This window comes from Pseudoduganella sp. RAF19, assembly GCF_052114165.1.
Classification (GTDB): domain Bacteria; phylum Pseudomonadota; class Gammaproteobacteria; order Burkholderiales; family Burkholderiaceae_D; genus Rugamonas.
In genome coordinates this window covers 397646-419511 of record NZ_JBFREF010000001.1, presented here as the reverse complement: position 1 = coordinate 419511, position 21866 = coordinate 397646, and the positions used below count along the sequence as shown (strand labels likewise).

The following is a 21866-nucleotide window of genomic DNA, read 5'->3' as shown; positions in this document are numbered from 1 at the left end:
GCCATTAAAAAGTTTTCCGTGCATAAATTATTCACCGGCCTATACTGAAGCCATCGAATCGCACGCTACTTAATAGCCAACTATCCAAAGGAAAAGATCATGAACCGCTCTTACATCGCCATCTCCGCCCTTCTTTTCGCAATCGCCGGTTCCGCTTCGGCCATGCCTGCAGTCAAAGTGACCGCGCCAGCGGCCGCCGTCAACAGCGGCGAAGGCTATCAGGGCAACACCAGCTTCGTCTCGACCAAAACCCGCGCCCAAGTGGTGCAGGAACTGCGCGAAGCGCAACAGCGCGGTGAAATCTATGCCGGCGAAGCCTATCCAGGTCCATTCCCGGCATCCGTGAAAGCGCGCAGCGCGGTAGTGGCTGAACTGGCAGGCGTCCGCATCGCTGCCGACGACGGCTCCTTCGTCCGCTAAATTTAATCGGCGTGCGTGCCCGGTCGCTGTTACCGGGCATGTTGCCGATCTCATCACACCGCCCTTCCGCCCCGCCTGCGCAAGCCGCGCCGGCACCAAAGGCCGTCGCTCCGCCGCAAGTCAATGCGGGCATCGACAAGCTGGCCGCTATCCGTGAACGCATCACCCAAATCAAGCAGCTGATCGAGCAGTTGCGCCAGATGCTAGCGTCGCTGGGTGGTTCCGCAGCCAAGTCCGTACTCCGGCAAATCGGGCAATTGGCGGCCGAGCTCGGGCAATTGGCTTCCGCGCTGAAAGCAGCAGGTGATAGCGGGAGCTCAGCCGCGCCTGCTGCGCCGTCCGCGCCCGCAAGCGCACCGCCCGCCGACGAAGGACGGGCCGCTTACGCCGAGCAGCAGCAAGCCGCCGAGACCGACACGCTTCCAGCCGAGTCCGGGGCATCCAGCACGCCGTCGAAGCAAAGCGTCCAGGACGATCTGGACGACATCGAAGAACTGCGCAAGGCGCTGCATTGGCTGAAAAAACAGGCCGAGCGCGTCCTGGAGCAGGAGAAGCGTGTGCACCCCGAATAGGTGCTATGCTGGATCTACACCCCGCCACACGGAGGTCTTATGTCCGCATCCCATGACACCTATACCCGGCAACAAGGTCAAAAAAAGACCTACGATGTCGAGTACACCGCACTGCGCTACAAAATCTCGCTCGATGGCAAAGTGCTGAAGAACATCGAACTGCCCATCAAAGTCGGCGCCATCCATGGTGCCGACGACGTATGGACGAATGCCGTACGCGATATCGAGTATTTGCGAGGAATGCCCGAGGCGTAGCCTTCAGACCGGCAACACCCGTCCGCGAATCCGGGACAGGTAGGTGCGGAGCACTTCAGGGTCAACCGGCTTGACCAGGTGGTGCTGCATGCCGGCGTCCGCAGCGCGCCGGCGCGCATCATCGTGGCCCCATCCTGTCATGGCGATGAACACGATCTCTTCATCGCCCATGCGCTCGCGGATGCGGCGCGTGACTTCGTAGCCTTCCATATCAGGCAAGCCGATATCCATCAAGATAGCGTGTGGATGCATGCGCTGCGCCAGTTCGATGGCGGCAGCGCCATCGTTTGCCATGTCGACCGCATAGCCATCCATTTCGAGCATCATCTGCAGCATGTCGGCGCCGTCTTTGTTGTCGTCCACGATCATGATGCGGACCTGGTCTTCCGCGCCATGCAGCGACGGCTTCTGCGCCAGCCGCTCCTGGCTGCCCCGCTCCACCACCACGATAGGCATGCGCATGATGAACTCGCAGCCCCTGCCCGCGCCATCGCTGGACGCATGCACCGTTCCGCCATGCATGCGGGTAAAGCGTTGCGCCAGACTGAGTCCGATACCCAACCCGCCGAGCGAATGCGAGCGTCCCGCTTCGCCCTGCACGAACAATTCAAAAATATGCGACAGCGCTTCCGGCTCAAGTCCCGCGCCATGGTCGCGTACAGCGAACACAATTTCGTTGCCCTCCACCCGCACGTGCAAATGGATGGTCGAACCCGGCGGCGAAAACTTGACCGCGTTACCCAGCACATTGGCCAGGCTCTGGACCAGCCGCGCACGATCGCCCACCAGCAGCACATTGCCTGCCGGCTGAAGCAAATCGAGCGTGTGCCTGCCCGCTTCAATCTGCTGGCGGCAGATTTCCACCGCGTGCTGGACTACGGTGGCAACGCTGACCCGCTCGCGCTGCAGCGTGACCTTGTCGTTGGTGATGCGCGCCACGTCGAGCAGATCGTCCACCAGCCGCGTCAGATGCTTGACCTGACGCTCTACAATCTGTGTGATGTTGCGGACCTTGGGGCCGCTGTCCGGCATGGCATTCAGCACATCCATGGCGGTGCGGATTGGCGCCAGCGGATTGCGCAGCTCATGGCCCAGAATCGCGAGGAATTCATCCTTGTGGCGGTCGACCTCACGCATCTCATACTGGCGCCGGCGCGCACGCCGCGCGGACAAGGCCGCGCTGACCAGCGTGGCGCTGCGCACCGGACGCTCAAGCAAGGTCACATTGCCCACTTGCTCAAAGATGCGGCGGATGCCGGGCGAATCCAGGCCCTGCTTGCTCAACACCACCACCGGCAAGTCCGACCAGGTTGGCTGGGCCGCGAGAAATTCCGTGAGCTCCTGCAGGAATTCAGCGTTGAACGCTTCTTCAATGACAAACAATGCCGCAGCGCCTGCGCGAAGCTCTTGCACGACATTTGCCCAGTTCAGCGCAGATATGGCAATTGAGGCGTACGTGTTCCAGCACCTGATTGATCAGGCGTCCATCCTTGCCCACCGGGGCAAAGATCACGATACGCTGTTCGATCTCAGTCATGCTTTCCTTCATCCTTGCCATCGCTGACACGGACAGGTACACCGGTCAGAATGCCACGGAAGTCCTTCAGCACCGCTCCTACCTTGATGCCTTGACTGGTGATGGCAAACGAGCGTAGCGTCGTCTCATGCTGGCTGCCGCGCTTCTTGAATACCGACAGCGCCTTATGCACCGCGCCACCGGCCTCGTAATAGCGCAGGACCAGCACGTTATCGGCGAGGTAGCTGACGTCCACGGTACTGCCCATCGGACCGATGATGCCTTGCTGCACGCCGATCAGGAAGGTCACTACGCCGCGCTGGCCCAGGTAGGTCAGCACCTCGCGCAAATGGGTGGTGAGGAAGCGCACTTCGGGCATCGCGTTCAGGTAGCCATTCAGACTGTCGATCACGATGACCTTGGCGCCGTCATCGGCTGCTTTACAGACGGCATGCGAAAACTGGCCGGGTGTCAGTTCGGCCGGATCGATCTGGTTCACGGTCAGCAGTCCGGAATCCAGCGGAGCGCGCAAGTTCACGCCAATGCCCTCGGCGCGGTTCAGCAGCGTGTTGAACGACTCTTCGAACACGAACATGGCCGCGCTTTGCTTGCGGTCCGTAACAGCCTTGACGAACTGCACCGCGAGACTGGATTTGCCGGTGCCGGGCGGACCTGAGATCAAAGTACTGGAGCCCTCTTCCAGTCCACCGCCGAGCAGTGCGTCGAGGGCCGGCAGACCGCTCGATACCTGCGGCCGGCGCACCAGTTCACGCGATTCGGCCGCCACAATGCGCGGATAGGCGACCATGCCTCCGGTGATGATGACGTAATCGTGCGGACCGCGCCGGTAGTCGATGCCCCGGTATTTCAGCACGCGCAAAACGCGCCGCTCGGCGCCATAGCCCGACTCAATCTGCTGCAACGAAATGACCGCGTGCGCAATGCTGCGCACCTGCTGGTCGCCGCCAACCGCGGTCTTGTCGTCCAACAGCAGCGCGGTACAGGCCCGCTTGGCAAAGTATTGTTTCAGCGCGAGCACGTGGCGCCGATAGCGCAAGGGGCTACCTGCCAGCAACTGAAGTTCAGACAAGGAATCCAGTACCACGCGCGACGGGCTGAGCCGCTCGATCTGCGAAAGGATGAGCCGGTTGGTTTCGCCCAGTTCCACTTCGGAGGGATGGAAGACCGTGTACTGCTCATCCGGATCGAGCACACTTTCGGCCGGGATTACCTCATGCACGGTAATGCCGTCCATCGAAAAGCCATGCGACTGCGCGACCGCATGCAGCTCGACGTCATTTTCAGCCAGGGTAATGTAAAGCACCTGCTCGCCGCGCCTGGCGCCTTCCACCAGGAACTGCAGGGCCATGGTGGTTTTGCCGGTGCCGGGATCGCCTTCCAGCAAATAGAGCCTGTCCTTGGTCAGACCTCCACCGAGGATGGAGTCCAGCCCGGGAACGCCGGTCGAAATGAACGCATCGGTCTGCTGATTCTGCGGCTGGAGCATAGTGACCCTGCACGAAGAAGTTGTCGACAAGTCACTATATCATTTGTTGCCGTTTGGCCTGTTTCGTTTGGCTGGCGACTCTACGACTCTCGCGGCTTCGGCTCCAGTGACGAATCGATGGTCGCATGGTGTCCATGCATGCGGCGAGCCCCGGCCTCCGCACTCAATACGCGCTCAATGACTTGAGCAGGCGTACCGGAGGCCACCAAATACCGCCGTGCGTGCGCCTTCCCCGCGATCAAAAGCAAGGCAATCCCCTGCTGAACTTTCTCAGCCATGGCGAAATCCTTGCGCCGGAAAGTGTCGATGGATGAGGTCATGATTCCCCCCGAGCCAATATCAGCTTCCAGTTTACACGCCATCCACCATTCGTCCATCCACACCATGGGGTCAGATCCGACATTCGTACACGAACTCATCCTATACGAGCTCAAATACCGCTGCACGGCTCCAAGAAGAAATGCAGCTCTGCTTACCTAGATTTAGGGATGTTGCAGCATCCGCCGCGGGTGTACCCTATGACCTCCATTCCGGGTGCTCAGTCTCATAGGCCGATTCCTGTACTCGATGCGTTCAAGCGCCAAGAGCACCAACACTTCAATCAATCTCTTATTGGAGGTACCAGCGATGCCTACGATCACCACTCCGGACGGCGTAAAGATCTTCTATAAGGACTGGGGGACCGGTCAGCCGATCATCTTCAGCCATGGCTGGCCCCTGTCGGCCGACGACTGGGACGCCCAGATGATGTTTTTCCTGCACCACGGCTACCGGGTGATCGCCCATGACCGGCGTGGGCACGGCCGGTCCGAGCAAGTCGGCACCGGTAACGACATGGACCACTGGGTCGCCGACCTCGCGGCACTGACCGAACAGCTCGGCATCCGCAATGCGGTCCACATCGGGCACTCCACCGGCGGCGGCGAGGTGGCCCGCTATGTCGCCCGCCACCAGGAGCGGGTCGCCAAGGCAGTGCTGGTGGCCTCGTTGACGCCGAACATGGTGAAAACCGACGCGAACCCTGCCGGCCAGCCGCAGGAATGGTTCGACGGAGTCAGGGCTGGCATGCTTGGCAACCGGTCGGAGTTTTACCGGGCAGTCCCGGAGGGGCCGTTCTACGGATTCAACCGTCCGGGCGCCAAGCCGTCTGAGCCGGTGATCGCGAACTGGTGGCGCCAGGGCATGGCTGGCAGCGCCCATGCCCATTACGAGACCGTCTCCTCCTGGCTGGAGGACTACACCGAAGATCTGAAGAAGATCACTGTGCCGGTCCTGGTGATGCATGGCGAAGACGACCAGATCGTCCCGTTCGCCAGTGCCGTGCCGCGCGCGGTTGACCTGCTCGCGAACGGCAAACTGAAGGCATACCCTGGCTTCCCCCATGGCATGCTGACCACCCACGCCGACGTCCTCAACCCCGACCTTCTCGCGTTTATCAAATCCTGACGGGACGCTGGCCCGAACCAGAACCAGGCAATTCGAGTGGCGCGCTCCATGGGGGCGCCACTCGCCCCACCTGTCCGCTTAGGGTTGCAGATTCAACGGGTCGACGACCCACTCGGCGTTAGCGCCGGCGCAATTCGCTCGGACTGAAACCGATAGTGCGCTTAAAGACTCGGCTAAACGCGCTTGGAGAGTCGTATCCCACCGCGAGTGCGGCTTGCTGCAAGGTGCGGCCTTCATGCTTGATGAGCTGGCGCGCCCGCTGCATACGCCAGCCGGTCAGGTAACTTAGTGGAGACTGTCCCACGACTTGCTTAAACCGCGCCGCAAAGGCAGAACGCGACATGGCGGCCTCTTTGGCGAGCGCCGAAAGTGCCCACGGATACTCGAGACGTCCGTGCATAGCACCGACCGCCCGGCTAAGCTGCGGATCAGCCATGGCGGCGAGCCAGCTTCCGTTCGGCAGGACACCGCTGTTGGCGTAGGCGCGAATCGCATACACGAAGATCAGCTCATAAAAGCGGACGATGGCTGATTCCGACGCCAAGCCGGGTTGCGTCAGCTCCAGCGAAAGCAACTCCAATACATTACTGATCGCCCTCCCCTGTACCTGCTTTGCCGTCAGATGCATGAAGCGCGGCAGCACGGACAGGATGGGTTCCGATTGCAGTTGGTCGACCTCCCTCTTCGCAGCAGCTCCGCGCATCCTGTTGCAGCAGGACAGAACTCGGACCCGGCATGCCAGGCAATTGCTTACGAATGCTTCCGATGGCGGCCGGCAAGCACGTTGCCCCAAGTAAGCGTAAGCCGGTCAATTGATGAAGACCCTGCGAGTGCGCATTCGACCGTCCATACACACGTTATGGAAAGTACCTCCAGCTGCCTTCCGACACTACCGCAACCTTGCCCTCGTCCACCGTGATGGCCGTCTGGTCGTCGATGGCATATGCCGGGCCGCCAATACCAGCCGCCCAGCGTTCGGCGTTTGCCAGCGAGTTCTCGGGCATGGACGCGTTGTCCAGGTGGGGATAGATTGAGAAGTCGACCAGGCCCAAGGTACGGTCCCCATTGGGCGAGCGCCAGTTCACGAAGTCCTCACCGATGCGCGGCGTCATGACCATACTGCCAGCGCTGACGCCAACCCAGACCAGCTTCGGCAGCGATGGAAGAAATGCCGCAAGCCCAGACTGCGTCATCCAGTGGGACAAGTAACAGGCATCACCACCATCCACCAGCAACACGTCAGCGTCGCTCACCCACGGCTGCCACCGCTCAGGTCCGATGCTGGGAAGCGCAGTGAGTTCCAGCAGGCCCACTGACTTCCAGCCCAAGTCGCTCATCGGCGATGGCGACTTCCCTGCCACAAAGCGCCAGGCCGACGCAGGGGTGCACATGGGGTGGCCGTATTCCGCAGTGGGTATGCAGAGGGCCTGGCACTCGCCAAGCGGTTTACCGAGGAGAGCGGCGAGTGCACTGCGGATGCTGGCATTCGTAACTCCACCGGAAGTAAGCAGCAGCTTCATATTCTTAAGGAAGTCTCGCGCGACGTGGATAGCATCGTGCGGCAGCGATGCGGCCATGATTCAAGCCATCGCCAAGGGCGCCTGGTCCTGTTATCGACCGATATCCATGTTTCAACGCGAAGGCGGCAGTAGGCCGAAGCATAGCATCTTGTGCCGGTGACATCGTCACAGCCATGCGATCTGGTCCGGCGTCTCACTGCAAGGCTTCACGCTTGCCAGCCCGAGGGACGCAGACGCTCAACGGACCGGCCACCATGCCTCACAGCGGCTTTTCCTAAAATTCTACGATGTCCACGTCAATCATTTTTTGTGCTGTTGTAGCGATGCTGAACGTGATTAATGGAGACAATCTGGCCGCGACCTACCTTCTAACATTCTATGTGCCAATACGCTCGCGCTAACGCGGCAACAGAACCAGGAGGCAAACATGGTATTGCGAACTGTGACCGTCGCCAAACGCCTTGGCATCGGTTTTAGTCTGGTCTCGCTCCTGCTGCTGGTGATCATCGCACTCGGGCTGCGCAGCATGCAGCAAATTCAAGCGCGCATGATCGAGATTACCAATGTCAACGATGTGCAAACCCGGCTGGCACAGACGATGGATCTCACGGTGACAGAGCGGGCCCTGGCGTTGCGCAACCTGATTCTGCTTAAGGAAGATCAGGAAATCCGAATCGAAATCAAGCGCATCGCCGATCAGGAAAGAAAATACGCGGATGCGCTGGACAAGTTAAGCAAGATGTTCTCGGACCTCAGCCTCACTACCCCGGAGGAAACCAAGCTGCTGGCGGACATACGCCAGCAAGGCGAACTGGCAGCGCCACTTTACAAGCAAGCGCAAGCACTCGCGCAACACCAGCAGCAGGACCAGGCCTACCAATTGCTGCGCTATCAATTCCGCCCCGTACAAAAGCAATGGTGGGACCTGCTGCGCCAGCTGATCACCCTGGAGGACAAACAGAACGCCGACGCGGTGGCTGTCGCCCAGGCGGCCTATGACAGCGCACGCCAGCAGATACTCGTGGTGGGCACGCTGGCCGTGCTGTCCAGCATCGCCGCCGCGTGGCTGATCACCCGCAGTCTGGTGCACGAGCTGGGCTGTGAGCCAACTGAAGCCGCGGCCATTGCCAATGAAATCGCGGCCGGCAACCTGACCGTACCGATTCATCCCCGCGACGGTGACAAGCACAGTCTGCTTTGGGCCATGCTCACCATGCGCGACGGCCTGACCCGCATCGTCGGCCAGGTCTACACCAGCAGTGACACGATCGCCAGCGCAGCAGGGCAAATTGCCAATGGCAACCTCGATCTGTCCTCTCGCACCGAACATCAGGCCAGTACGCTGGAGGAAACGGCGTCGTCGATGGAGGAGCTGACCAGCACGGTACGCTTGAACACCGACCGGGCCCGCCAGGCCAATGGCTTGGCCGCGAGCGCCTCCGATGTCGCAGCCAAAGGCGGGGCGATGGTGGCCCAGGTTGTCGATACCATGGCGGCAATCGACAGCTCCTCCCACAAAATTGTCGACATCATTGCCGTCATTGACAGCATCGCCTTCCAGACCAATATTCTGGCGCTGAATGCAGCCGTCGAAGCAGCGCGCGCGGGCGAACAGGGGCGCGGCTTTGCGGTCGTCGCCAGCGAAGTGCGCACGCTGGCGCAGCGCAGCGCCGCAGCCGCCCAGGAAATCAAGGAACTGATCGGCGATTCGGTCAACAAAGTACAGGCCGGGAATAGCCTGGTGTCGCGGGCCGGCGCGACGATGGATGAGGTGATCTCCAGCGTCAAACGGGTGACCGACATCATGTCCGAGATCATGGTGGCCAGCCAGGAACAGTCGGCGGGCATCGAGCAGATCAACACGGCGGTGACCCAGATGGACGACGTCACCCAGCAAAACGCCGCGCTGGTTGAAGAAGCAGCTGCGGCCGCGCAAGCCATGCAGGACCAGGTCAACAGCCTGAACCTGGTTGTCAGCACTTTCCGGCTGGCCGGCGCGCACCACGGCACCTCCTCAGCTGTGATCCCAGTGCCCCAGACCGCCAAGCCCTTGCGGCGGGTTGACCACGCCGCCGCTGCATCGGTCCACAGCATTGGCCAAACCACCACGCAACTTACTGGCGGCTAGCACGGAAGAACGACATCGCGCGCACCGGCAATTTACAGCGGCATCGCGCAGCGCCAAACGGGAACCATGCCGCCCTAGTCTGCCCCGCCGGCTTGCCGTGCTGTTTGGCCGCGTCGCGTTGCGATTCCGGTTGGAGCGCGCGCGTCTGGATCTCCTGCTTTTCGCCGGCGTAGCGGGCTAAGGCGGCACGGTAGTCCGCCCCCTTGCTGGCATACGCTGCCGGCGCGGGATTCTCCAAGGCCAGCGCCCGGGCCTCCAGAACGGGATGCGGACTTACCGTTCCCAGTGGCCGCGCGTCCATTCCCATTCATTGTGGCGCCAGGTCCAATGACCGGGGCCCCGGAAATGGCTCAGACTTGGTGCCACGGTAATCTGCTCCACGATGACCGGTGGCATCGGGCGCGCGCTGCCCTTGTGCCCGTGGCCAGGCTGCCACTGCCAGCCCTGGTCGCGCCAAGCCCAGTGGCCCTGAATCCAGGTGTATCCGGGCGCAAGCGGCTGTGGGACCGCTTCCGCGACCGGCGCCGGCATCGGGCGCACGGCCACTGGCGCCAGTTCTCCGCGCTGCACTGGCACGAAGCTGCTCCGTCCGCGTACAATCGCGAGCGCGGGCGTCCCCACGGGAACGGGACGTCCGCCTTCCGACCCATCTTGCCAAAGGACCGCATGAGCGAAAGAAAACAGTTTTTCCCGCGCCAGGTCGTGGACGCCGGCAACCGGTGGGATTGGGCTCTGCTGCCCATCGTGCTGGCGGTGCTAATCCTGCTGGCCTATGGCGGCGCGCAGATGGCGCACCCGTACAATCTGGGAGAGCCGCTGCCGCTGTCGCTGGCTCCCACGGCCTTGCCCTACTACCTGCTGCGCACTACCCTGCGGATGTTCATTGCGCTGGGCGCCTCGCTGATCTTCAGCTGCGTGTTCGCCGTCCTGGCCACCAAATACCGCGTCGCCGAAAAAGTGCTGGTGCCGCTGCTGGACATTCTGCAGTCGATTCCCATCCTCGGCTTCCTGTCGATCACGGTCACCGCCTTCATCGCCCTCTTCCCTGGCAATCTGCTGGGCGTGGAATGCGCCGCCATCTTCGCCATTTTTACCTCGCAGGCCTGGAACATGGCCTTCAGCGCGTATCAGGGATTCCGCATCGTTCCGGCCGAGCTGCTGGAAGCCGCGACCGTGTTCCAGCTGTCCGGATGGCAGCGCTTCTGGCGCCTGGAGCTGCCGTTTGCGGTACCGGGCCTGCTGTGGAATATGATGATGTCGATGTCCGGCGGCTGGTTCTTCGTGGTCGCCGCGGAGGCGATCTCGGTCTCGGGCCAGTCCATCAAGCTGCCCGGCGTCGGATCGTTCATCGCGCTGGCCATCGAACAGCGCGACCTGGCGGCGATCGGCTGGGCCATCGGCGCCATGCTGATCGGCGTGCTGCTGTACGACCAGTTGTTCTTCCGCCCCCTGCTGGCGTGGGCCGACAAGTTCCGTGTCGAAGAATCCGGCGGCGACACCGCCCAGCAGTCGTGGCTGCTGACCTGGCTGCGCCGCACGGAACGCATCCAGGGCTTCGCGCTGCGGCTGGTCGGTCTCCTGGAACGCTCGTTCTCCCTGTTCCGCCGGCACCACGACGGCACCTCGGTGCGCGCCCAGCCGCCGGCGAAATCAGCGGCGACAGAACGTATCTGGGACGCCATCATCGCGGCCCTGGTGCTGTACGCGGCCTGGACCCTGGTGCACTTCGTGCACACCGAGGTCGGCTGGTCCGAGGCGGGCCGTGTTTGCGTGCTCGGTTTGTACACCCTGTGCCGCGTCATGCTGCTCCTGGTTCTGGCGGCCCTGGTCTGGGTTCCGGTCGGCGTTGCGATCGGCTTGAATCCACGCCTGGCGCAGCGCGTGCAGGCCGTCGCGCAATTCCTGGCCGCCTTCCCGGCCAACCTGATGTTTCCCGTGGCTGTGGTGGGCATCGTGCATTTCAAACTGAACCCGGATATCTGGCTGTCGCCACTGATGATTCTCGGCACCCAGTGGTATCTGCTCTTCAACGTGATCGCCGGCGCTTCCACCATTCCGTCCGAACTGCGTTATGCGACCCAGAATTTCGGCCTGTCCGGCTGGCTCAAATGGCGGCGCTACCTGCTGCCGGCGATCTTCCCGAGCTTTGTCACGGGCGCCATCACCGCCACCGGCGGATCGTGGAATGCCAGCATCGTGGCCGAATACGTCACCTGGGGCAGCACCACCCTGCAGGCGCATGGCATCGGCAGCTATATCGCCGAGATGACGGCCAAGGGCGATTTTCCCCGCATCGCGCTGGGCATTGGCATCATGTGCATCCYGGTCATGGGCCTGAACCATTTCGTCTGGCGCCGGCTGTACCTCCTGGCCGAGAACCGGCTGCATTTCTAAGCGCATCGCACGCATCAATTCAAGGACCCGCCCATGCCAACGCCTATTCTCGAACTGTCCGGAGTCGGAAAATCCTTCCGCGCCGCGGATGGCTCCGCCCGTCCCGTGCTCGACAACGTGGACTTCACCCTGCACGAGGGGGAAATCGTGGCCCTGCTGGGGCAATCCGGTTCCGGCAAATCCACCATGCTGCGTATTCTGGCGGGACTGATCGGCGCCGACAGTGGCCAGGTCATGTACCACGGCATGCCCCTGCACGGTGCTGCCCGCGGCATCCGCATGGTGTTCCAGTCGTTCGCGCTGTTCCCCTGGCTGACCGTGCAGAAGAACGTCGAACTGGGACTGGAGGCGCAAGGCGTGGCCCAGGCCGAGCGCGCGCAGCGCGCCGAAAAAGTCATCGATCTGATCGGTCTGTCTGGCTTCGAAGGCGCGTTACCGCGCGAGCTGTCCGGCGGCATGCGCCAGCGCGTGGGCATCGCGCGCGCGCTGGTGATGGAGCCGGAAGTGCTGCTGATGGACGAAGCCTTCTCCGCCCTCGACGTGCTGACGGGCGAGCGCCTGCGCGAGGAAATCCTCGATCTGTGGGAGTCCGGCAAAATTCCCACCAAGGCTATTCTGGTGGTGTCGCATAACATCGAGGAAGCGGTCATGATGGCCGACCGGGTGCTGATCTTCGCCAGCAATCCTGGCCGCGTCCGCGCCGAACTGCCGATTGCCCTGCCGCGCCCGCGTACCGTCGACGCCAACGAAGTGCGCCAGCTGATCGACGAGGTTTACGGCCTGATGACCGCGGGCTCCGCGCGGGCCGGCCGCAGCACCAGCGATAAGGAGGCCAAGCTGCAACTGGGCGATCGGCTGCCGGAAGCCGACAGCGCACGCATCGAAGGCGTGCTGGAACTGCTGCAGGAGGAGCCCTTCCATGGCAGCGCCGACTTGCCGAAGCTGGCCGAGGAAACCGAACTGACCGACCGCGAACTGCTGGAGGTGTCGATCGCCCTGGCCCTGCTCGGTTTTGCCAGCCTGGCGCACGGCGACATTGCCATCACGCCGCTCGGGCAGCAGTTTGTCGCCGGCGACCATACCGAGCGCCAGACCATCTTTGCGGGCCAGCTGCTGGAGCACGTCCCCCTGGTGGCCTATATCTGCCACGGCCTGGAACAGGACCGGTCGGGTGATCTGCCCAAGGAACTGTTCCTGCGGCTGCTGCGCTTCACGCTCAACCCCGAGGAGGCGGAAAGCGCGCTGCGCGTCGCCATCGAATGGGGCCGCTATGCCAACCTGTTCGAGTACACCTTCCACACCGGAACGATTCAACTGCCCAGGGGCGAAGCCGACGAATAGCAGCAGTCTCACGTACTGACCATAAGAAACGCTCCATGCGGCCGTCTACCAAGTGGTTAAACACACTGATATCGGCCATGAAGCGCTTAGCTGAAATGACCATGGTCAGGCACTGGCCCCAGGCACGCGCTGTGCGATGGGCGTGGCGACAATCACGGAAGTATTGGTGGTCGCATATGGCAGCAGCTGGTCAATCAGGGCCTCCAGATGGGCGACAGAGGGAACCATCGCCTTCGCGATGAAGCAGTCCTCACCGGTCACCCGGTCGCACGAAACCACTTCGCCCATCGTCCTCAACAGCGCCGCCACTCGCTCCAGTTCGCCGGGCATCGGGCGGATGCGCAGGTACACCCCTATCGGCAAGCCAATTGCGGCCGGATTGATGCGCGCGGAATAGCCTTCGATCACCCCGGCTTCCTCGAGCCGGCGTACGCGTTCGGCCGTGCTAGGCGCCGATAATCCGATTTGCTGGGCCAGCTCGCGCATCGGCATGCGTGCATCCTGCGTCAGTCCTTGCAGGATGGCCGTATCGAAGGCATCCAGTTCTCCATTTGCATAGCGGAAACGTTTCATCGCAGTTCCATCACAGAAAGACCTGAAATAAGGCGAAATATCATATTTCCCTTGGAAGTATAGGGAATTGGTGAAATTCACGCTACATTACCCATGTACTCCTGCCTGTACGGTGTTCAGAATAGTCATCCATTCAACTGCAATCTTTCCTATTCTCTCCTTCTGAATAATCAGCAGATCTATGGACTATGTGAATCTCGGCCATTCCGGCCTTAAGGTATCTCCTATCGGCCTCGGCTGCATGAGCTACGGCGTGCAGGCACGCGAATGGCGCACTGACGAAGCCACGGGACGCGACTACATTCGCCAAGCCCTCGAGTCAGGCATCAACCTGTTCGACACCGCCGACATGTACGGTGGCGGCGAGAGCGAAGAAGTTCTGGGGCGCGCACTGCGCGATTTCGCCGTGCGCGACGATGTCGTCATCGCGACCAAGGTGTATTATCCGATGCGGCCTGGTCCAAACGGACGCGGCCTGTCGCGCAAGGCAATCTGCGCCGGCGTTGATGCCAGTCTGCGCAGGCTGGGCACCGACTACATCGACCTCTACCAGATTCACCGCTGGGACCCGTGCACGCCGATCGAGGAGACGCTGGAAGCGCTGCACGATCTGGTCAAGGCCGGCAAGGTACGCTATCTGGGCGCGTCGTCAATGTACGCCTGGCAGTTCTGCAAGGCGCTATACCTGGCTCAGCAACATGGCTGGACCCGCTTCGTGTCGATGCAGCCTCACTACAACTTGCTCAACCGCGAGGAAGAGCGCGAGATGCTGCCATTGTGCCGAGCCGAGGGCATCGGCGTATTGCCATGGTCGCCGCTGGCGCGCGGGCGCCTGGCGCGGCCCTGGCAGGAGGCATCGAGCAGCGACCGGGTGCGATTCGACCAGACGGCGGCACGCCTCTATAACGCCACGGAAGCTGCCGACAAGATGGTGGTCGATGCCGTAGGCGCAGTGGCCAGCCGGCGCGAAGTGCCGCGCGCGCAAATCGCGCTCGCCTGGCTGCTGCAACAGGAGTGTGTGGCCGCACCCATCGTCGGCGCTACTAAAGCGCACCACTTGGCGGACGCGGTCGCTGCACTGTCGTTGCAACTCGATCGTCATGAACTGGACATGCTTGAGCAGCACTACGTGCCGCATGCGGTCAGCTTTTTCGAATAGCCGGCCGTCCCGCATTATCTATACGCCGAACGTGGAGCCCTATATGCCGACCAAACCAGCGGTGATCGCGATTGGAATCGACCCGAAATACGCAGACTTCAGTGCCTTTCCGCACCTCACAGTAGAGCTCGTGCGTCAGTATATCGATGCTCAGATCGATGGTCTGCGCGCCATGGGGTTCGACGCCGATAGCTGCTGGATCGACCGCGGGGCGACCGCCGAAGCAGCTGTCGCGGCAGCATTGGAAGCCAAACAGTACGACTGCATTGTGATCGGCGCCGGCTTGCGCGAACCGCCGGAGCTACTCTTGCTGTTCGAGAAGGTACTGAATCTGGTCCATGCCCACGCACCGAAAGCAAAGATCGCTTTCAACAGTAATCCTGCCGATACCGCGGATGCGGTGCTACGGTGGCTTTCGCAACCTTGAAAAAATACAGACGATGGACACAAATGATTTGTCTCGCCGAATCGATTTTTTACGCGAAATCGACCAGCTAAAATCGGTAATTCGGCAATCACCGCTGCTTGACCAGAGCAGGAACGAAAATTCTGCCGAGCACTCGTGGCATCTCGCTATGTATGCGCTGATACTGGCGGACTATGCGTCAGGTTCCATAGACATTACTCGCGTCCTGACGATGCTGCTGATTCACGACATCGTTGAAGTCGATGCGGGCGATACGCCAATTCACGGTGCATCGAACGGCAATCAATCGGCATTGGAGCAAGAAGCGGCGGAGCGCATTTTCGGCCTCCTTCCAGAAAACCAGAATAGCGCATTGAGCGGAATGTGGCGGGAATTTGAGGAGGGAAAGTCCGCAGACGCGCAGTTTGCAAAAGCGTTGGACCGCTTCCAGCCGTTGTTGGTGAATATCTTTACGCACGGCGGAACGTGGTCACAAAACCGTGTGGAGTACGAGCAGGTACTCGACAAATACGGACCGATCATTCAGCGCGGCGCGCCGGAGCTGTGGAATCTGGCTCGCGACTGGGTAAGGTCTCACTTCGAGAAATAACCTGCCCCCTATGCCAGCAGCCGGGAGTCCCGGCTGTCCCCGGCAGATTCGCAGTGCGGCACGCAGCCCTGGGACGGCATTCACCTCCCCAACTCGGACCTTTGTTCAGCTTTTCGAAAAGCCTAGGAGCGGTCGATATCTGGCAGCCAATCTGCGGCGGTTGCTTAGCGCAGCGGCCGGAACGCTGCCCGCATCTCTTCCGCGAACAACACCGGCTGTTCCCATGCAGCGAAGTGGCCGCCACGGTCGACCTCATGGTAGTAGCTCAGATTGCGATAAGCACGGCGTGCCCAACTTTCCGGCGGACGGTACACGTCATCCGGGAATACCGAGATGGCCACGGGTAAGGCTAATTCCTGCGTCTTCTGCGGAGCGGAACCGATCACGCTGCCGCGGGCGCCGTTTTCCCAATACAGGCGGCCGGCCGATGTCGCCGTGTCGGTCAGCCAGTACAGGCTCAGGTCATCCAGCACTTCGTCGAGGCTGGGCGATTGCGTGGCATCGGCACCGAACTTCCAGTTAGCAAAGCCCGGATGGACCAGCATCAGCGCCGCCAGGAAGGCCGGCGAATCCGTCATGCCGTAGCCTATGGTTTGGGGCCGCGCGGTCAGCATCGTGAAGTAGGCCGAGTTGCCCTTCTTACCATAGGCAAGCAGCGCATCGAACACCGCGCGTTCCTGCTCGGACATGCCGGCCGGCGCCATGCCAGTGGCCAGTGCGGCCGACACTTCGGGCGGCACGGCGGCCGGCAGGTTCAGATGGATACCCAGCAGCCCCGGCGCCCCCTGGCGCGCCATCGCGCTGGTGATCGGTGCGCCCCAATCGCCGCCTTGCGCGACATAACGGCTGTAGTTCAGCCGCTGCATCAGCTCGGCCCATGCGCGCGCAATACGATCCGGGTCCCAGCCCGTCACAGTCGGCTTGCCGGAGAAACCGTAGCCGGGAATCGAGGGAATCACCAGGTCGAACGCGTCCTCCACACGGCCGCCAAAGGCTGTCGGATCAGACAGCGGGCCGATTAGCTTAAGGAATTCGAAGATGGAGCCGGGCCAGCCGTGCGTCATCAGCAGCGGCATCGCGTTTGGATGGCGCGAGCGCACGTGGATGAAGTAGATATCGACGCCATCGATATTGGTCAGGTACTGAGGCAGCGCATTCAGTTTGGCCTCCGCCTTGCGCCAGTCGTAGCGCTTTTCCCAATAGCGCACCAGTGGCTGCAGCTTGGCCAGAGGCACGCCCTGCGAGGCGTCGTCGACGGTTTCCTTTGCTGGCCAGCGGGTCGCCGCCAAACGGCGGCGCAGATCGACCAAGGCCGCATCGGCGATATGCACGCGGAACGGACGGATAGCGTTGTCTGCGCTGGCGGCAAACAGCGTAAGCGGCAGCAATTCCATGGCGCCGGCAGCAGCCAGCGTGGCGAGAAAACTGCGGCGGGCAAATAATGGATATTTTTTAGACATAGCGACCTCGTGTTGAATGAACCAAGAGGGCCGGTGATGAGCGCGGCACAGTCAGCATGGATGGATCACTTCCAAATCTGATTATTTGAAACCGGATACGCGACGCTGTGAATTCGATCCAGGCGCTTATCCTAATAATAGGACGATTTCCAGGCGCTGCAGTAAGGGGTGCGCTGTGCCTTTGCTGTTCAATGGCGAGCAATATCGCTTCTTACAGCAGTGGGAATCCGACGGTGGGGTTCATATTGAGGCGACGCACCGACGGAAACCACATGATCGGCGACGCAAGTAAAGCCCCTCCCCCGAAAAAGGCACCAAAAAATTCGCACTGCGCCATGCCGGGCGGTTCATGTAGCGCTCCTGCGCCGAGTTTGGCAGCAAGGTCCAGTGACGGCAGCGCGTCACGGAGCGCGTATGCGAGCCGTTTGCTACTCGTTTGATCATGATTTGATGAAGCGGCAGCTCCGCTGCTTGTGGCGGAACGTTCGAGCAGGCTGATTCAGTGGATCAGTGCGTCAAGTGGAAATCGAATGCACCTGTTTGCGTTACGAAGAACAGGCATTCAGTGGCGGAGATGCAAGTAACGTAATAATCTGGGTAACTCGAGAAGACAACTTATTCATAATTTCCTCAGTAAGATGGGCTGATGAGAAAATTCTAGGCAGGCGACTATTGAAACAGTAGCGCTTCGCAGCGCAATTTACTATTTCACTTTGCGAAGGAATAGGCCCAGTCTGGAGCCGCCTGCTCGCCCCGCGACCCAGCCCCGTTGACTTCTTTTCCCCAATTCCATCGCCGACCCTCGGCACATTTCGACCATGCACTATGCGCCTAGCCGACGCCCCCACTCAGGCACCAATCAGACTGACTTGACTTCCCCACCGTCGAAACGCACAACAGACCCTGTCATCCACCTTGCCTTCTGAGAAACCATGAACGCCATCAGTTCAGCAATTTCCTCGGGCTCGCCGAAGCGCCCGATACCGGCCTGAGCCAGGAAAATCTGTTTAGCTTGGTCGAGTGTTACTCCCTTCGAAGCAGCCACTTTCTCCAACATCCCCAGCCGCCGGTTCGTCATGACGGCGCCGGGCGACACGCTATTCACCTGTACACCGTCTTCTATTCCGCGTTCTGCAAACGCCTTCGCTAACGCCTCAATCGCCGCGTTAATCGCGCCAACAGCGGCCGCGCCCGGTTTTGGGTTAATCGCAGCTGTTCCAGAAACAAACACCACCGCGCCTTTTGATGCCTTCAGCGCTTCCCATGCGCGGATCGTCAAGCGCCGTGCACCGTGAAATTTGAGTTCCATCCCCGTGTTCCATTGCTCATCCGTCATTTGAAACACATCAATTCCTGGCACAGCACCCGCAACATTAACCAAAGCGTCGACTCGACCAAACCGCGCCATGGTTTCGCCGACAATTCTTTCTGCCGCCGTTATCGCTGACAAATCCTGCTCAATCATCAGTGACTCAGCCCCCATCGCCCTGACCTCTTCTGTAACTTCCGAGAGGTGCTCGCCTCCTCGTGCAACGAGCACCACGGCCCCAAAGTCAAGCGCCAAGCGCAACGCCGTTGATCTTCCAATTCCCGAGCTAGCGCCGGTGACAATCGCCACAGATTTCATGTTCTTTCCTAATTGTTAGTTGGCCGACACAACCGCCGAATTTACGTATCCACATGACACGCATTGGCCCACTCTACGCCCACCCCAATAACCCGTCAAACATAATTTAACAGGTTACTTTAGTTTGCCACGTCACCGCTACTGAGACGTAGGTCAGGTACGTACCGCGGCATCGTCAAAGAACGACGCACGGTCGACGTGTCAAAAAGCATGAGCGCGGCCTGCATCGCGGGCCATGTCCACATCCGGGCACTGCGCCAGACGGCATCAACGCATACTATTTTCAATATCAAAACACACAAAGAAGTTATGGGTTCAATGCCAACTTCCGCTTTACATTTGCATCCAATGTTAACGCAACCATTTCGACACCCCCGCTAACATGGAGCGTATATGCGGAAGAAAAAAAGCGACCAGACAGGCCGCAAAGGAGACAAGAAAAACGAACTGGCGCGTGCAGCGCTGTACGCCGCATTGAGCTGCGCGGCGGCTGGCCCTGGCGCTGCAATCGGCGCCGAAATCCGGGCCGACGCGGAAGCAAGGCAGGGGAATCCTGGCACCGCCAATATGGCAGTGACTTCGCACGCAACGTCACGGTCGCCACGCTGACGCCGTTCCTGCCGGACCCGGCAAAAGCCAGTGGCGCCGCAGTTGTTGTGGCGCCCGGCGGCGGCTTCCGCACGCTGTCGATGAGTAATGAGGGCTGGGAGGTCGCGCAGGCGCTGGCCAGGGAAGGCATCGCCGCCTTTGTGCTGAAGTATCGCCTGATTCAAACGCCAGAAGATATGGACGCGTTTGAGCAAGCCATGGCGAAGCTGTTTTCCGAGGACGCGCGAACGGCCGGCGCATCGGCCCAGCAAAGTCCTGCGCAAACTTATGCCGTCCAGATTGCAGATGCCTGCGCCGCCTTTGCGCTACTGCGTTCGCGCGCCGACGAATGGAAGATAGACCCCGACCGTATCGGCATGCTCGGTTTTTCGGCCGGCGCCATGCTGACAATGTCCACGGCGCTGCACGCACAGGACGTCAGCCCTGCCTTCATCGCCAATATCTACGGGCCGCTGGCGCCGGTGACGGTGCCTGCCAATGCGCCGCCCTTGTTCGTGGCCCTTGCTGCGGATGACCCGCTGTTTGGTCATGGCGGCTATGGTCTGATCGACAGCTGGCGGACGGCAAAGCGTCCGGTGGAATTCCATTTCTACGAACAAGGCGGCCACGGTTTCGGCATGTATCCCAAGACCACGACCAGTACCGGATGGTTCGACAGCTTTAAACGCTGGCTGGCGATGCACGGCTGCCACTTGCGAGGCGACCGGCACTTCAATTGAATAGACCAACATCGCGGCGTTGTCATATCGAAACACATCGCTACCGAGCATCGCAATCTTGGCTCCTTGAGCAACAAGACAAAGACAAGGTCTTGCGATGTCGTGTGCCAGCTCCTTGTTAGCGCGAGATGCACGCATTACGTGGGCGCCAGGAATTGGAAGGTCGAAATTTCCGTCATGCGGAGTATGCGCGAAGAGCAATTGAGCTAGTTCACGATATTTCTCAGAAACTAAAGTATGCAAGGGCTTCATCTGGTCGAGCTGCAGTGGAGGCGTTACTTACTAACAAAAGAGAGTAACAGAGCAGCCGATTCTAGGTGGTGATTGCCCACCCAGATTGCCCAAAACTCGCGAAATGATTGCCCATTTTACCGGCGAACTCCAAAGGTAATTGCGGAAATGGCGAGTGCGGAGGCCCCGAGGAAATCGCGGCGCCTGGCGTCGAAGGCGTTATGGGTCATATGGATGTCGGTCTGATGAGACTTGGATGCGGGAACGCGACCAAGCATAAAGGCTCAATCGAGCTTCTTTTGATTGAGGAAAGTGGACACCAGGCCGGCGATCTGCACGTTGTTCAGGTCGGACATGATGAAGTGCGTGTTTCCGCGGATGCCCACCTCAGGTAGGTGCACCAGCCTGGCATCGCCCCCGTGTTTATTGAGTGCGTCGACCCACATTCGCGCCATCGCAAGCCGCACGCGCCAGTTGTCCTGGCCTCGTTCGGTGGTCGGCTCCGATGGGAAATTGTCGCCGTAGTAGATGACGATAGGGATTCTCGTCAGCTTATCGAAGTCTTCGGCCGAAACAACTTCAGGCGCGAGCGTCCCTGCCGCACTGGGCATCGCAGGGGGAAGCTCTCCCTGCGGGAAGATGAATCCGCTACCAGGCTCAAATGCAACGATAGCTTTAACGTTCTGCGTCTTGACGGCCGTCAGCCAGCCAGGGCCTCCGCCCTGCGAGTGTGTAAAGAGAATTGCGGGGCCGGTTTTCTTCAGCAAAGCTGCCATCGCGTCTGAAATCACACCAGCGTCGTAGGGGCCGGTACTGGGCGTGACGGAGCGGAAGAATTGGTTGAGAGTCTCCGGCGTGTGGTCGAACTGCACGTTCTCGAAGTATGTCGGCCATTTACCAATTCGGAACTGGTCAAAGAAAAGCTGATCGTTCGGCGTAGGAGCGACAGATGCTGCAACCGTGCTATTCCCCGCGCGCCCTCGGCGCGGCTGGTCGACTAAATAGACCGGGAAGCCGCGACGTAAGAACAAGGTCTGGAAGCCCTCACGGCCATCCGACGTTGTTTCCCAGCTGCGCGCTGACTGAAATGCCCCGTGCAGCATGACGATGGGCAAAGGCCGCGGATTCAAAGGCACTTGGTAGAAGGCGTAAAGGTGGTCGCCATGGAAGCTCTGTCCCGCAGACGTCGGATTATTGTTATCGAAGCTACCCGGTGTCTTTAATACCGTGCCACCGATTGCAAAGCTCCCTTGGGATTGAATCGTTATAGCACCAATGGCGACGTTACCGGCACCATTTGACTTGGTCGCGCACCCAGCGACAAGAGTTGTCATGGCGGCGGCAGCCGCCATCAGGATTCGATTGATGTTCAT

At 60.7% G+C, this 21866-nt stretch carries 24 protein-coding genes and 1 pseudogene; 12 read left to right on the top strand and 13 right to left on the bottom strand.

Features of this window, described 5'->3' with window-relative positions; all coding sequences use genetic code 11:
- The first annotated feature begins 99 nt into the window (after nucleotides 1–99).
- From AB4Z19_RS02105 to AB4Z19_RS02095, 3 genes are read left to right on the top strand one after another with little or no spacing between them, the layout of a single operon-like run.
- A complete protein-coding gene (locus AB4Z19_RS02105) occupies nucleotides 100–420 on the top strand; it encodes a DUF4148 domain-containing protein (protein WP_442023259.1) in 321 nt (106 codons plus the stop codon).
- A gap of 38 nt (nucleotides 421–458) precedes the next feature.
- Nucleotides 459–992 carry a hypothetical protein gene (locus tag AB4Z19_RS02100; RefSeq protein WP_442023258.1) on the top strand — a complete coding sequence of 178 codons (534 nt, stop codon included), beginning with the start codon at nucleotides 459–461 and terminating at the stop codon, nucleotides 990–992.
- A 39-nt stretch (nucleotides 993–1031) separates the two neighbouring features.
- A complete protein-coding gene (locus tag AB4Z19_RS02095) occupies nucleotides 1032–1247 on the top strand; it encodes a hypothetical protein (RefSeq protein WP_442023256.1) in 216 nt (71 codons plus the stop codon).
- A 3-nt stretch (nucleotides 1248–1250) separates the two neighbouring features.
- Here the strand turns inward: AB4Z19_RS02095 and AB4Z19_RS02090 are convergent, their stop codons facing one another.
- The 4 genes from AB4Z19_RS02090 to AB4Z19_RS02075 all read right to left on the bottom strand — a co-directional run bounded on the left by AB4Z19_RS02090 (nucleotide 1251) and on the right by AB4Z19_RS02075 (nucleotide 4590).
- Complete coding sequence (locus AB4Z19_RS02090) at nucleotides 1251–2630, bottom strand: hybrid sensor histidine kinase/response regulator (RefSeq protein ID WP_442023254.1); 1380 nt, start codon at nucleotides 2628–2630, stop codon at nucleotides 1251–1253.
- A complete protein-coding gene (locus AB4Z19_RS02085) occupies nucleotides 2617–2784 on the bottom strand; it encodes a hypothetical protein (RefSeq protein WP_442023252.1) in 168 nt (55 codons plus the stop codon). Before AB4Z19_RS02085 ends, AB4Z19_RS02090 begins: the two co-directional genes overlap by 14 nt.
- Nucleotides 2777–4270: an ATPase domain-containing protein gene (locus AB4Z19_RS02080; RefSeq protein ID WP_442023250.1), complete on the bottom strand. Its 1494-nt coding sequence runs from the start codon at nucleotides 4268–4270 to the stop codon at nucleotides 2777–2779. The genes AB4Z19_RS02085 and AB4Z19_RS02080 overlap by 8 nt, the downstream gene beginning before the upstream one ends.
- A gap of 80 nt (nucleotides 4271–4350) precedes the next feature.
- Nucleotides 4351–4590: a hypothetical protein gene (locus AB4Z19_RS02075; RefSeq protein WP_442034085.1), complete on the bottom strand. Its 240-nt coding sequence runs from the start codon at nucleotides 4588–4590 to the stop codon at nucleotides 4351–4353.
- Nucleotides 4591–4897: 307 nt separating this feature from the next.
- Here AB4Z19_RS02075 and AB4Z19_RS02070 point away from each other — a divergent pair, with 307 nt between their 5' ends.
- Nucleotides 4898–5716, top strand: a complete 819-nt coding sequence (locus AB4Z19_RS02070) for an alpha/beta fold hydrolase (RefSeq protein ID WP_442023246.1) — start codon at nucleotides 4898–4900, stop codon at nucleotides 5714–5716.
- Between the two features lie 118 nt (nucleotides 5717–5834).
- Here the strand turns inward: AB4Z19_RS02070 and AB4Z19_RS02065 are convergent, their stop codons facing one another.
- Together AB4Z19_RS02065 and AB4Z19_RS02060 are read right to left on the bottom strand one after the other, a co-directional pair.
- Nucleotides 5835–6419, bottom strand: a complete 585-nt coding sequence (locus AB4Z19_RS02065) for an AraC family transcriptional regulator (protein WP_442023244.1) — start codon at nucleotides 6417–6419, stop codon at nucleotides 5835–5837.
- 154 nt (nucleotides 6420–6573) lie between these two features.
- Entirely contained in the window at nucleotides 6574–7236 is a 663-nt protein-coding gene (locus AB4Z19_RS02060) for a Type 1 glutamine amidotransferase-like domain-containing protein (protein WP_442034441.1), read from the bottom strand.
- A gap of 427 nt (nucleotides 7237–7663) precedes the next feature.
- Here AB4Z19_RS02060 and AB4Z19_RS02055 point away from each other — a divergent pair, with 427 nt between their 5' ends.
- Nucleotides 7664–9364, top strand: a complete 1701-nt coding sequence (locus AB4Z19_RS02055) for a methyl-accepting chemotaxis protein (protein ID WP_442023240.1) — start codon at nucleotides 7664–7666, stop codon at nucleotides 9362–9364.
- Here the strand turns inward: AB4Z19_RS02055 and AB4Z19_RS02050 are convergent.
- The gene (locus AB4Z19_RS02050) at nucleotides 9351–9665 is read right to left on the bottom strand and encodes a DUF4337 family protein (protein WP_442023238.1); all 315 of its coding nucleotides are present in this window, start codon (nucleotides 9663–9665) and stop codon (nucleotides 9351–9353) included. The two genes, AB4Z19_RS02055 and AB4Z19_RS02050, sit on opposite strands and share 14 nt — an antisense overlap.
- A complete protein-coding gene (locus tag AB4Z19_RS02045; protein ID WP_442023236.1) occupies nucleotides 9638–9940 on the bottom strand; it encodes a hypothetical protein in 303 nt (100 codons plus the stop codon). The genes AB4Z19_RS02050 and AB4Z19_RS02045 overlap by 28 nt, the downstream gene beginning before the upstream one ends.
- A gap of 90 nt (nucleotides 9941–10030) precedes the next feature.
- Here AB4Z19_RS02045 and AB4Z19_RS02040 point away from each other — a divergent pair, with 90 nt between their 5' ends.
- Together AB4Z19_RS02040 and AB4Z19_RS02035 are read left to right on the top strand one after the other, a co-directional pair.
- Nucleotides 10031–11758, top strand: a complete 1728-nt coding sequence (locus tag AB4Z19_RS02040) for an ABC transporter permease (protein ID WP_442034083.1) — start codon at nucleotides 10031–10033, stop codon at nucleotides 11756–11758.
- Between the two features lie 33 nt (nucleotides 11759–11791).
- The gene (locus AB4Z19_RS02035; RefSeq protein WP_442034082.1) at nucleotides 11792–13099 is read left to right on the top strand and encodes an ABC transporter ATP-binding protein; all 1308 of its coding nucleotides are present in this window, start codon (nucleotides 11792–11794) and stop codon (nucleotides 13097–13099) included.
- Nucleotides 13100–13204: 105 nt separating this feature from the next.
- Here AB4Z19_RS02035 and AB4Z19_RS02030 read toward each other — a convergent pair whose 3' ends face one another.
- A complete protein-coding gene (locus AB4Z19_RS02030) occupies nucleotides 13205–13672 on the bottom strand; it encodes an Lrp/AsnC family transcriptional regulator (protein WP_442023231.1) in 468 nt (155 codons plus the stop codon).
- 181 nt (nucleotides 13673–13853) lie between these two features.
- On the opposite strand from AB4Z19_RS02030, the gene AB4Z19_RS02025 reads away from it, so the two are divergent.
- The 3 genes from AB4Z19_RS02025 to AB4Z19_RS02015 are packed head-to-tail and all read left to right on the top strand — an operon-like array spanning nucleotide 13854 to nucleotide 15847.
- The gene (locus AB4Z19_RS02025; RefSeq protein WP_442034080.1) at nucleotides 13854–14831 is read left to right on the top strand and encodes an aldo/keto reductase; all 978 of its coding nucleotides are present in this window, start codon (nucleotides 13854–13856) and stop codon (nucleotides 14829–14831) included.
- A 43-nt stretch (nucleotides 14832–14874) separates the two neighbouring features.
- A complete protein-coding gene (locus tag AB4Z19_RS02020) occupies nucleotides 14875–15258 on the top strand; it encodes a hypothetical protein (RefSeq protein ID WP_442028967.1) in 384 nt (127 codons plus the stop codon).
- Nucleotides 15259–15271: 13 nt separating this feature from the next.
- Nucleotides 15272–15847: an HD domain-containing protein gene (locus AB4Z19_RS02015; protein WP_442028966.1), complete on the top strand. Its 576-nt coding sequence runs from the start codon at nucleotides 15272–15274 to the stop codon at nucleotides 15845–15847.
- Between the two features lie 164 nt (nucleotides 15848–16011).
- Here AB4Z19_RS02015 and AB4Z19_RS02010 read toward each other — a convergent pair whose 3' ends face one another.
- Both AB4Z19_RS02010 and AB4Z19_RS02005 read right to left on the bottom strand, forming a co-directional pair.
- Nucleotides 16012–17307, bottom strand: a complete 1296-nt coding sequence (locus AB4Z19_RS02010) for an epoxide hydrolase family protein (RefSeq protein ID WP_442034078.1) — start codon at nucleotides 17305–17307, stop codon at nucleotides 16012–16014.
- 859 nt (nucleotides 17308–18166) lie between these two features.
- Nucleotides 18167–18934 (bottom strand): SDR family oxidoreductase, encoded by a 768-nt coding sequence (locus AB4Z19_RS02005; protein WP_442034077.1) that lies wholly within the window; start codon nucleotides 18932–18934, stop codon nucleotides 18167–18169.
- 393 nt (nucleotides 18935–19327) lie between these two features.
- Between AB4Z19_RS02005 and AB4Z19_RS02000 the strand changes: the two genes are divergently transcribed.
- Together AB4Z19_RS02000 and AB4Z19_RS01995 are read left to right on the top strand one after the other, a co-directional pair.
- The gene (locus AB4Z19_RS02000; RefSeq protein WP_442029549.1) at nucleotides 19328–19543 is read left to right on the top strand and encodes a hypothetical protein; all 216 of its coding nucleotides are present in this window, start codon (nucleotides 19328–19330) and stop codon (nucleotides 19541–19543) included.
- Nucleotides 19540–20262, top strand: a complete 723-nt coding sequence (locus AB4Z19_RS01995; protein WP_442029553.1) for an alpha/beta hydrolase — start codon at nucleotides 19540–19542, stop codon at nucleotides 20260–20262. The genes AB4Z19_RS02000 and AB4Z19_RS01995 overlap by 4 nt, the downstream gene beginning before the upstream one ends.
- A gap of 6 nt (nucleotides 20263–20268) precedes the next feature.
- Here the strand turns inward: AB4Z19_RS01995 and AB4Z19_RS01990 are convergent.
- Nucleotides 20269–20400: pseudogene (locus AB4Z19_RS01990) on the bottom strand (AraC family transcriptional regulator N-terminal domain-containing protein); the annotation flags it as partial.
- 377 nt (nucleotides 20401–20777) lie between these two features.
- Nucleotides 20778–21866, bottom strand: coding sequence for an alpha/beta hydrolase (locus AB4Z19_RS01985; RefSeq protein ID WP_442026197.1), 1089 nt, complete (start codon nucleotides 21864–21866; stop codon nucleotides 20778–20780).

What these genes read in the sequence shown, in the direction of transcription:
- AB4Z19_RS02095 (WP_442023256.1), top strand. Translation starts at nt 1,032, where the DNA reads ATGTCCGCATCCCATGACACCTATACCCGGCAACAAGGTCAAAAAAAG.
- AB4Z19_RS02075 (WP_442034085.1), bottom strand. Translation starts at nt 4,590, where the DNA reads ATGACCTCATCCATCGACACTTTCCGGCGCAAGGATTTCGCCATGGCT.
- AB4Z19_RS02020 (WP_442028967.1), top strand. Translation starts at nt 14,875, where the DNA reads ATGCCGACCAAACCAGCGGTGATCGCGATTGGAATCGACCCGAAATAC.
- AB4Z19_RS02105 (WP_442023259.1), top strand. Translation starts at nt 100, where the DNA reads ATGAACCGCTCTTACATCGCCATCTCCGCCCTTCTTTTCGCAATCGCC.
- AB4Z19_RS02055 (WP_442023240.1), top strand. Translation starts at nt 7,664, where the DNA reads ATGGTATTGCGAACTGTGACCGTCGCCAAACGCCTTGGCATCGGTTTT.
- AB4Z19_RS02080 (WP_442023250.1), bottom strand. Translation starts at nt 4,270, where the DNA reads ATGCTCCAGCCGCAGAATCAGCAGACCGATGCGTTCATTTCGACCGGC.
- AB4Z19_RS02035 (WP_442034082.1), top strand. Translation starts at nt 11,792, where the DNA reads ATGCCAACGCCTATTCTCGAACTGTCCGGAGTCGGAAAATCCTTCCGC.
- AB4Z19_RS02065 (WP_442023244.1), bottom strand. Translation starts at nt 6,419, where the DNA reads ATGCGCGGAGCTGCTGCGAAGAGGGAGGTCGACCAACTGCAATCGGAA.
- AB4Z19_RS01985 (WP_442026197.1), bottom strand. Translation starts at nt 21,866, where the DNA reads ATGAACATCAATCGAATCCTGATGGCGGCTGCCGCCGCCATGACAACT.
- AB4Z19_RS02005 (WP_442034077.1), bottom strand. Translation starts at nt 18,934, where the DNA reads ATGAAATCTGTGGCGATTGTCACCGGCGCTAGCTCGGGAATTGGAAGA.
- AB4Z19_RS02000 (WP_442029549.1), top strand. Translation starts at nt 19,328, where the DNA reads ATGCGGAAGAAAAAAAGCGACCAGACAGGCCGCAAAGGAGACAAGAAA.
- AB4Z19_RS02100 (WP_442023258.1), top strand. Translation starts at nt 459, where the DNA reads ATGTTGCCGATCTCATCACACCGCCCTTCCGCCCCGCCTGCGCAAGCC.
- AB4Z19_RS02085 (WP_442023252.1), bottom strand. Translation starts at nt 2,784, where the DNA reads ATGACTGAGATCGAACAGCGTATCGTGATCTTTGCCCCGGTGGGCAAG.
- AB4Z19_RS02010 (WP_442034078.1), bottom strand. Translation starts at nt 17,307, where the DNA reads ATGTCTAAAAAATATCCATTATTTGCCCGCCGCAGTTTTCTCGCCACG.
- AB4Z19_RS02015 (WP_442028966.1), top strand. Translation starts at nt 15,272, where the DNA reads ATGGACACAAATGATTTGTCTCGCCGAATCGATTTTTTACGCGAAATC.
- AB4Z19_RS02030 (WP_442023231.1), bottom strand. Translation starts at nt 13,672, where the DNA reads ATGAAACGTTTCCGCTATGCAAATGGAGAACTGGATGCCTTCGATACG.
- AB4Z19_RS02060 (WP_442034441.1), bottom strand. Translation starts at nt 7,236, where the DNA reads ATGAAGCTGCTGCTTACTTCCGGTGGAGTTACGAATGCCAGCATCCGC.
- AB4Z19_RS02025 (WP_442034080.1), top strand. Translation starts at nt 13,854, where the DNA reads ATGGACTATGTGAATCTCGGCCATTCCGGCCTTAAGGTATCTCCTATC.
- AB4Z19_RS02050 (WP_442023238.1), bottom strand. Translation starts at nt 9,665, where the DNA reads ATGGACGCGCGGCCACTGGGAACGGTAAGTCCGCATCCCGTTCTGGAG.
- AB4Z19_RS02070 (WP_442023246.1), top strand. Translation starts at nt 4,898, where the DNA reads ATGCCTACGATCACCACTCCGGACGGCGTAAAGATCTTCTATAAGGAC.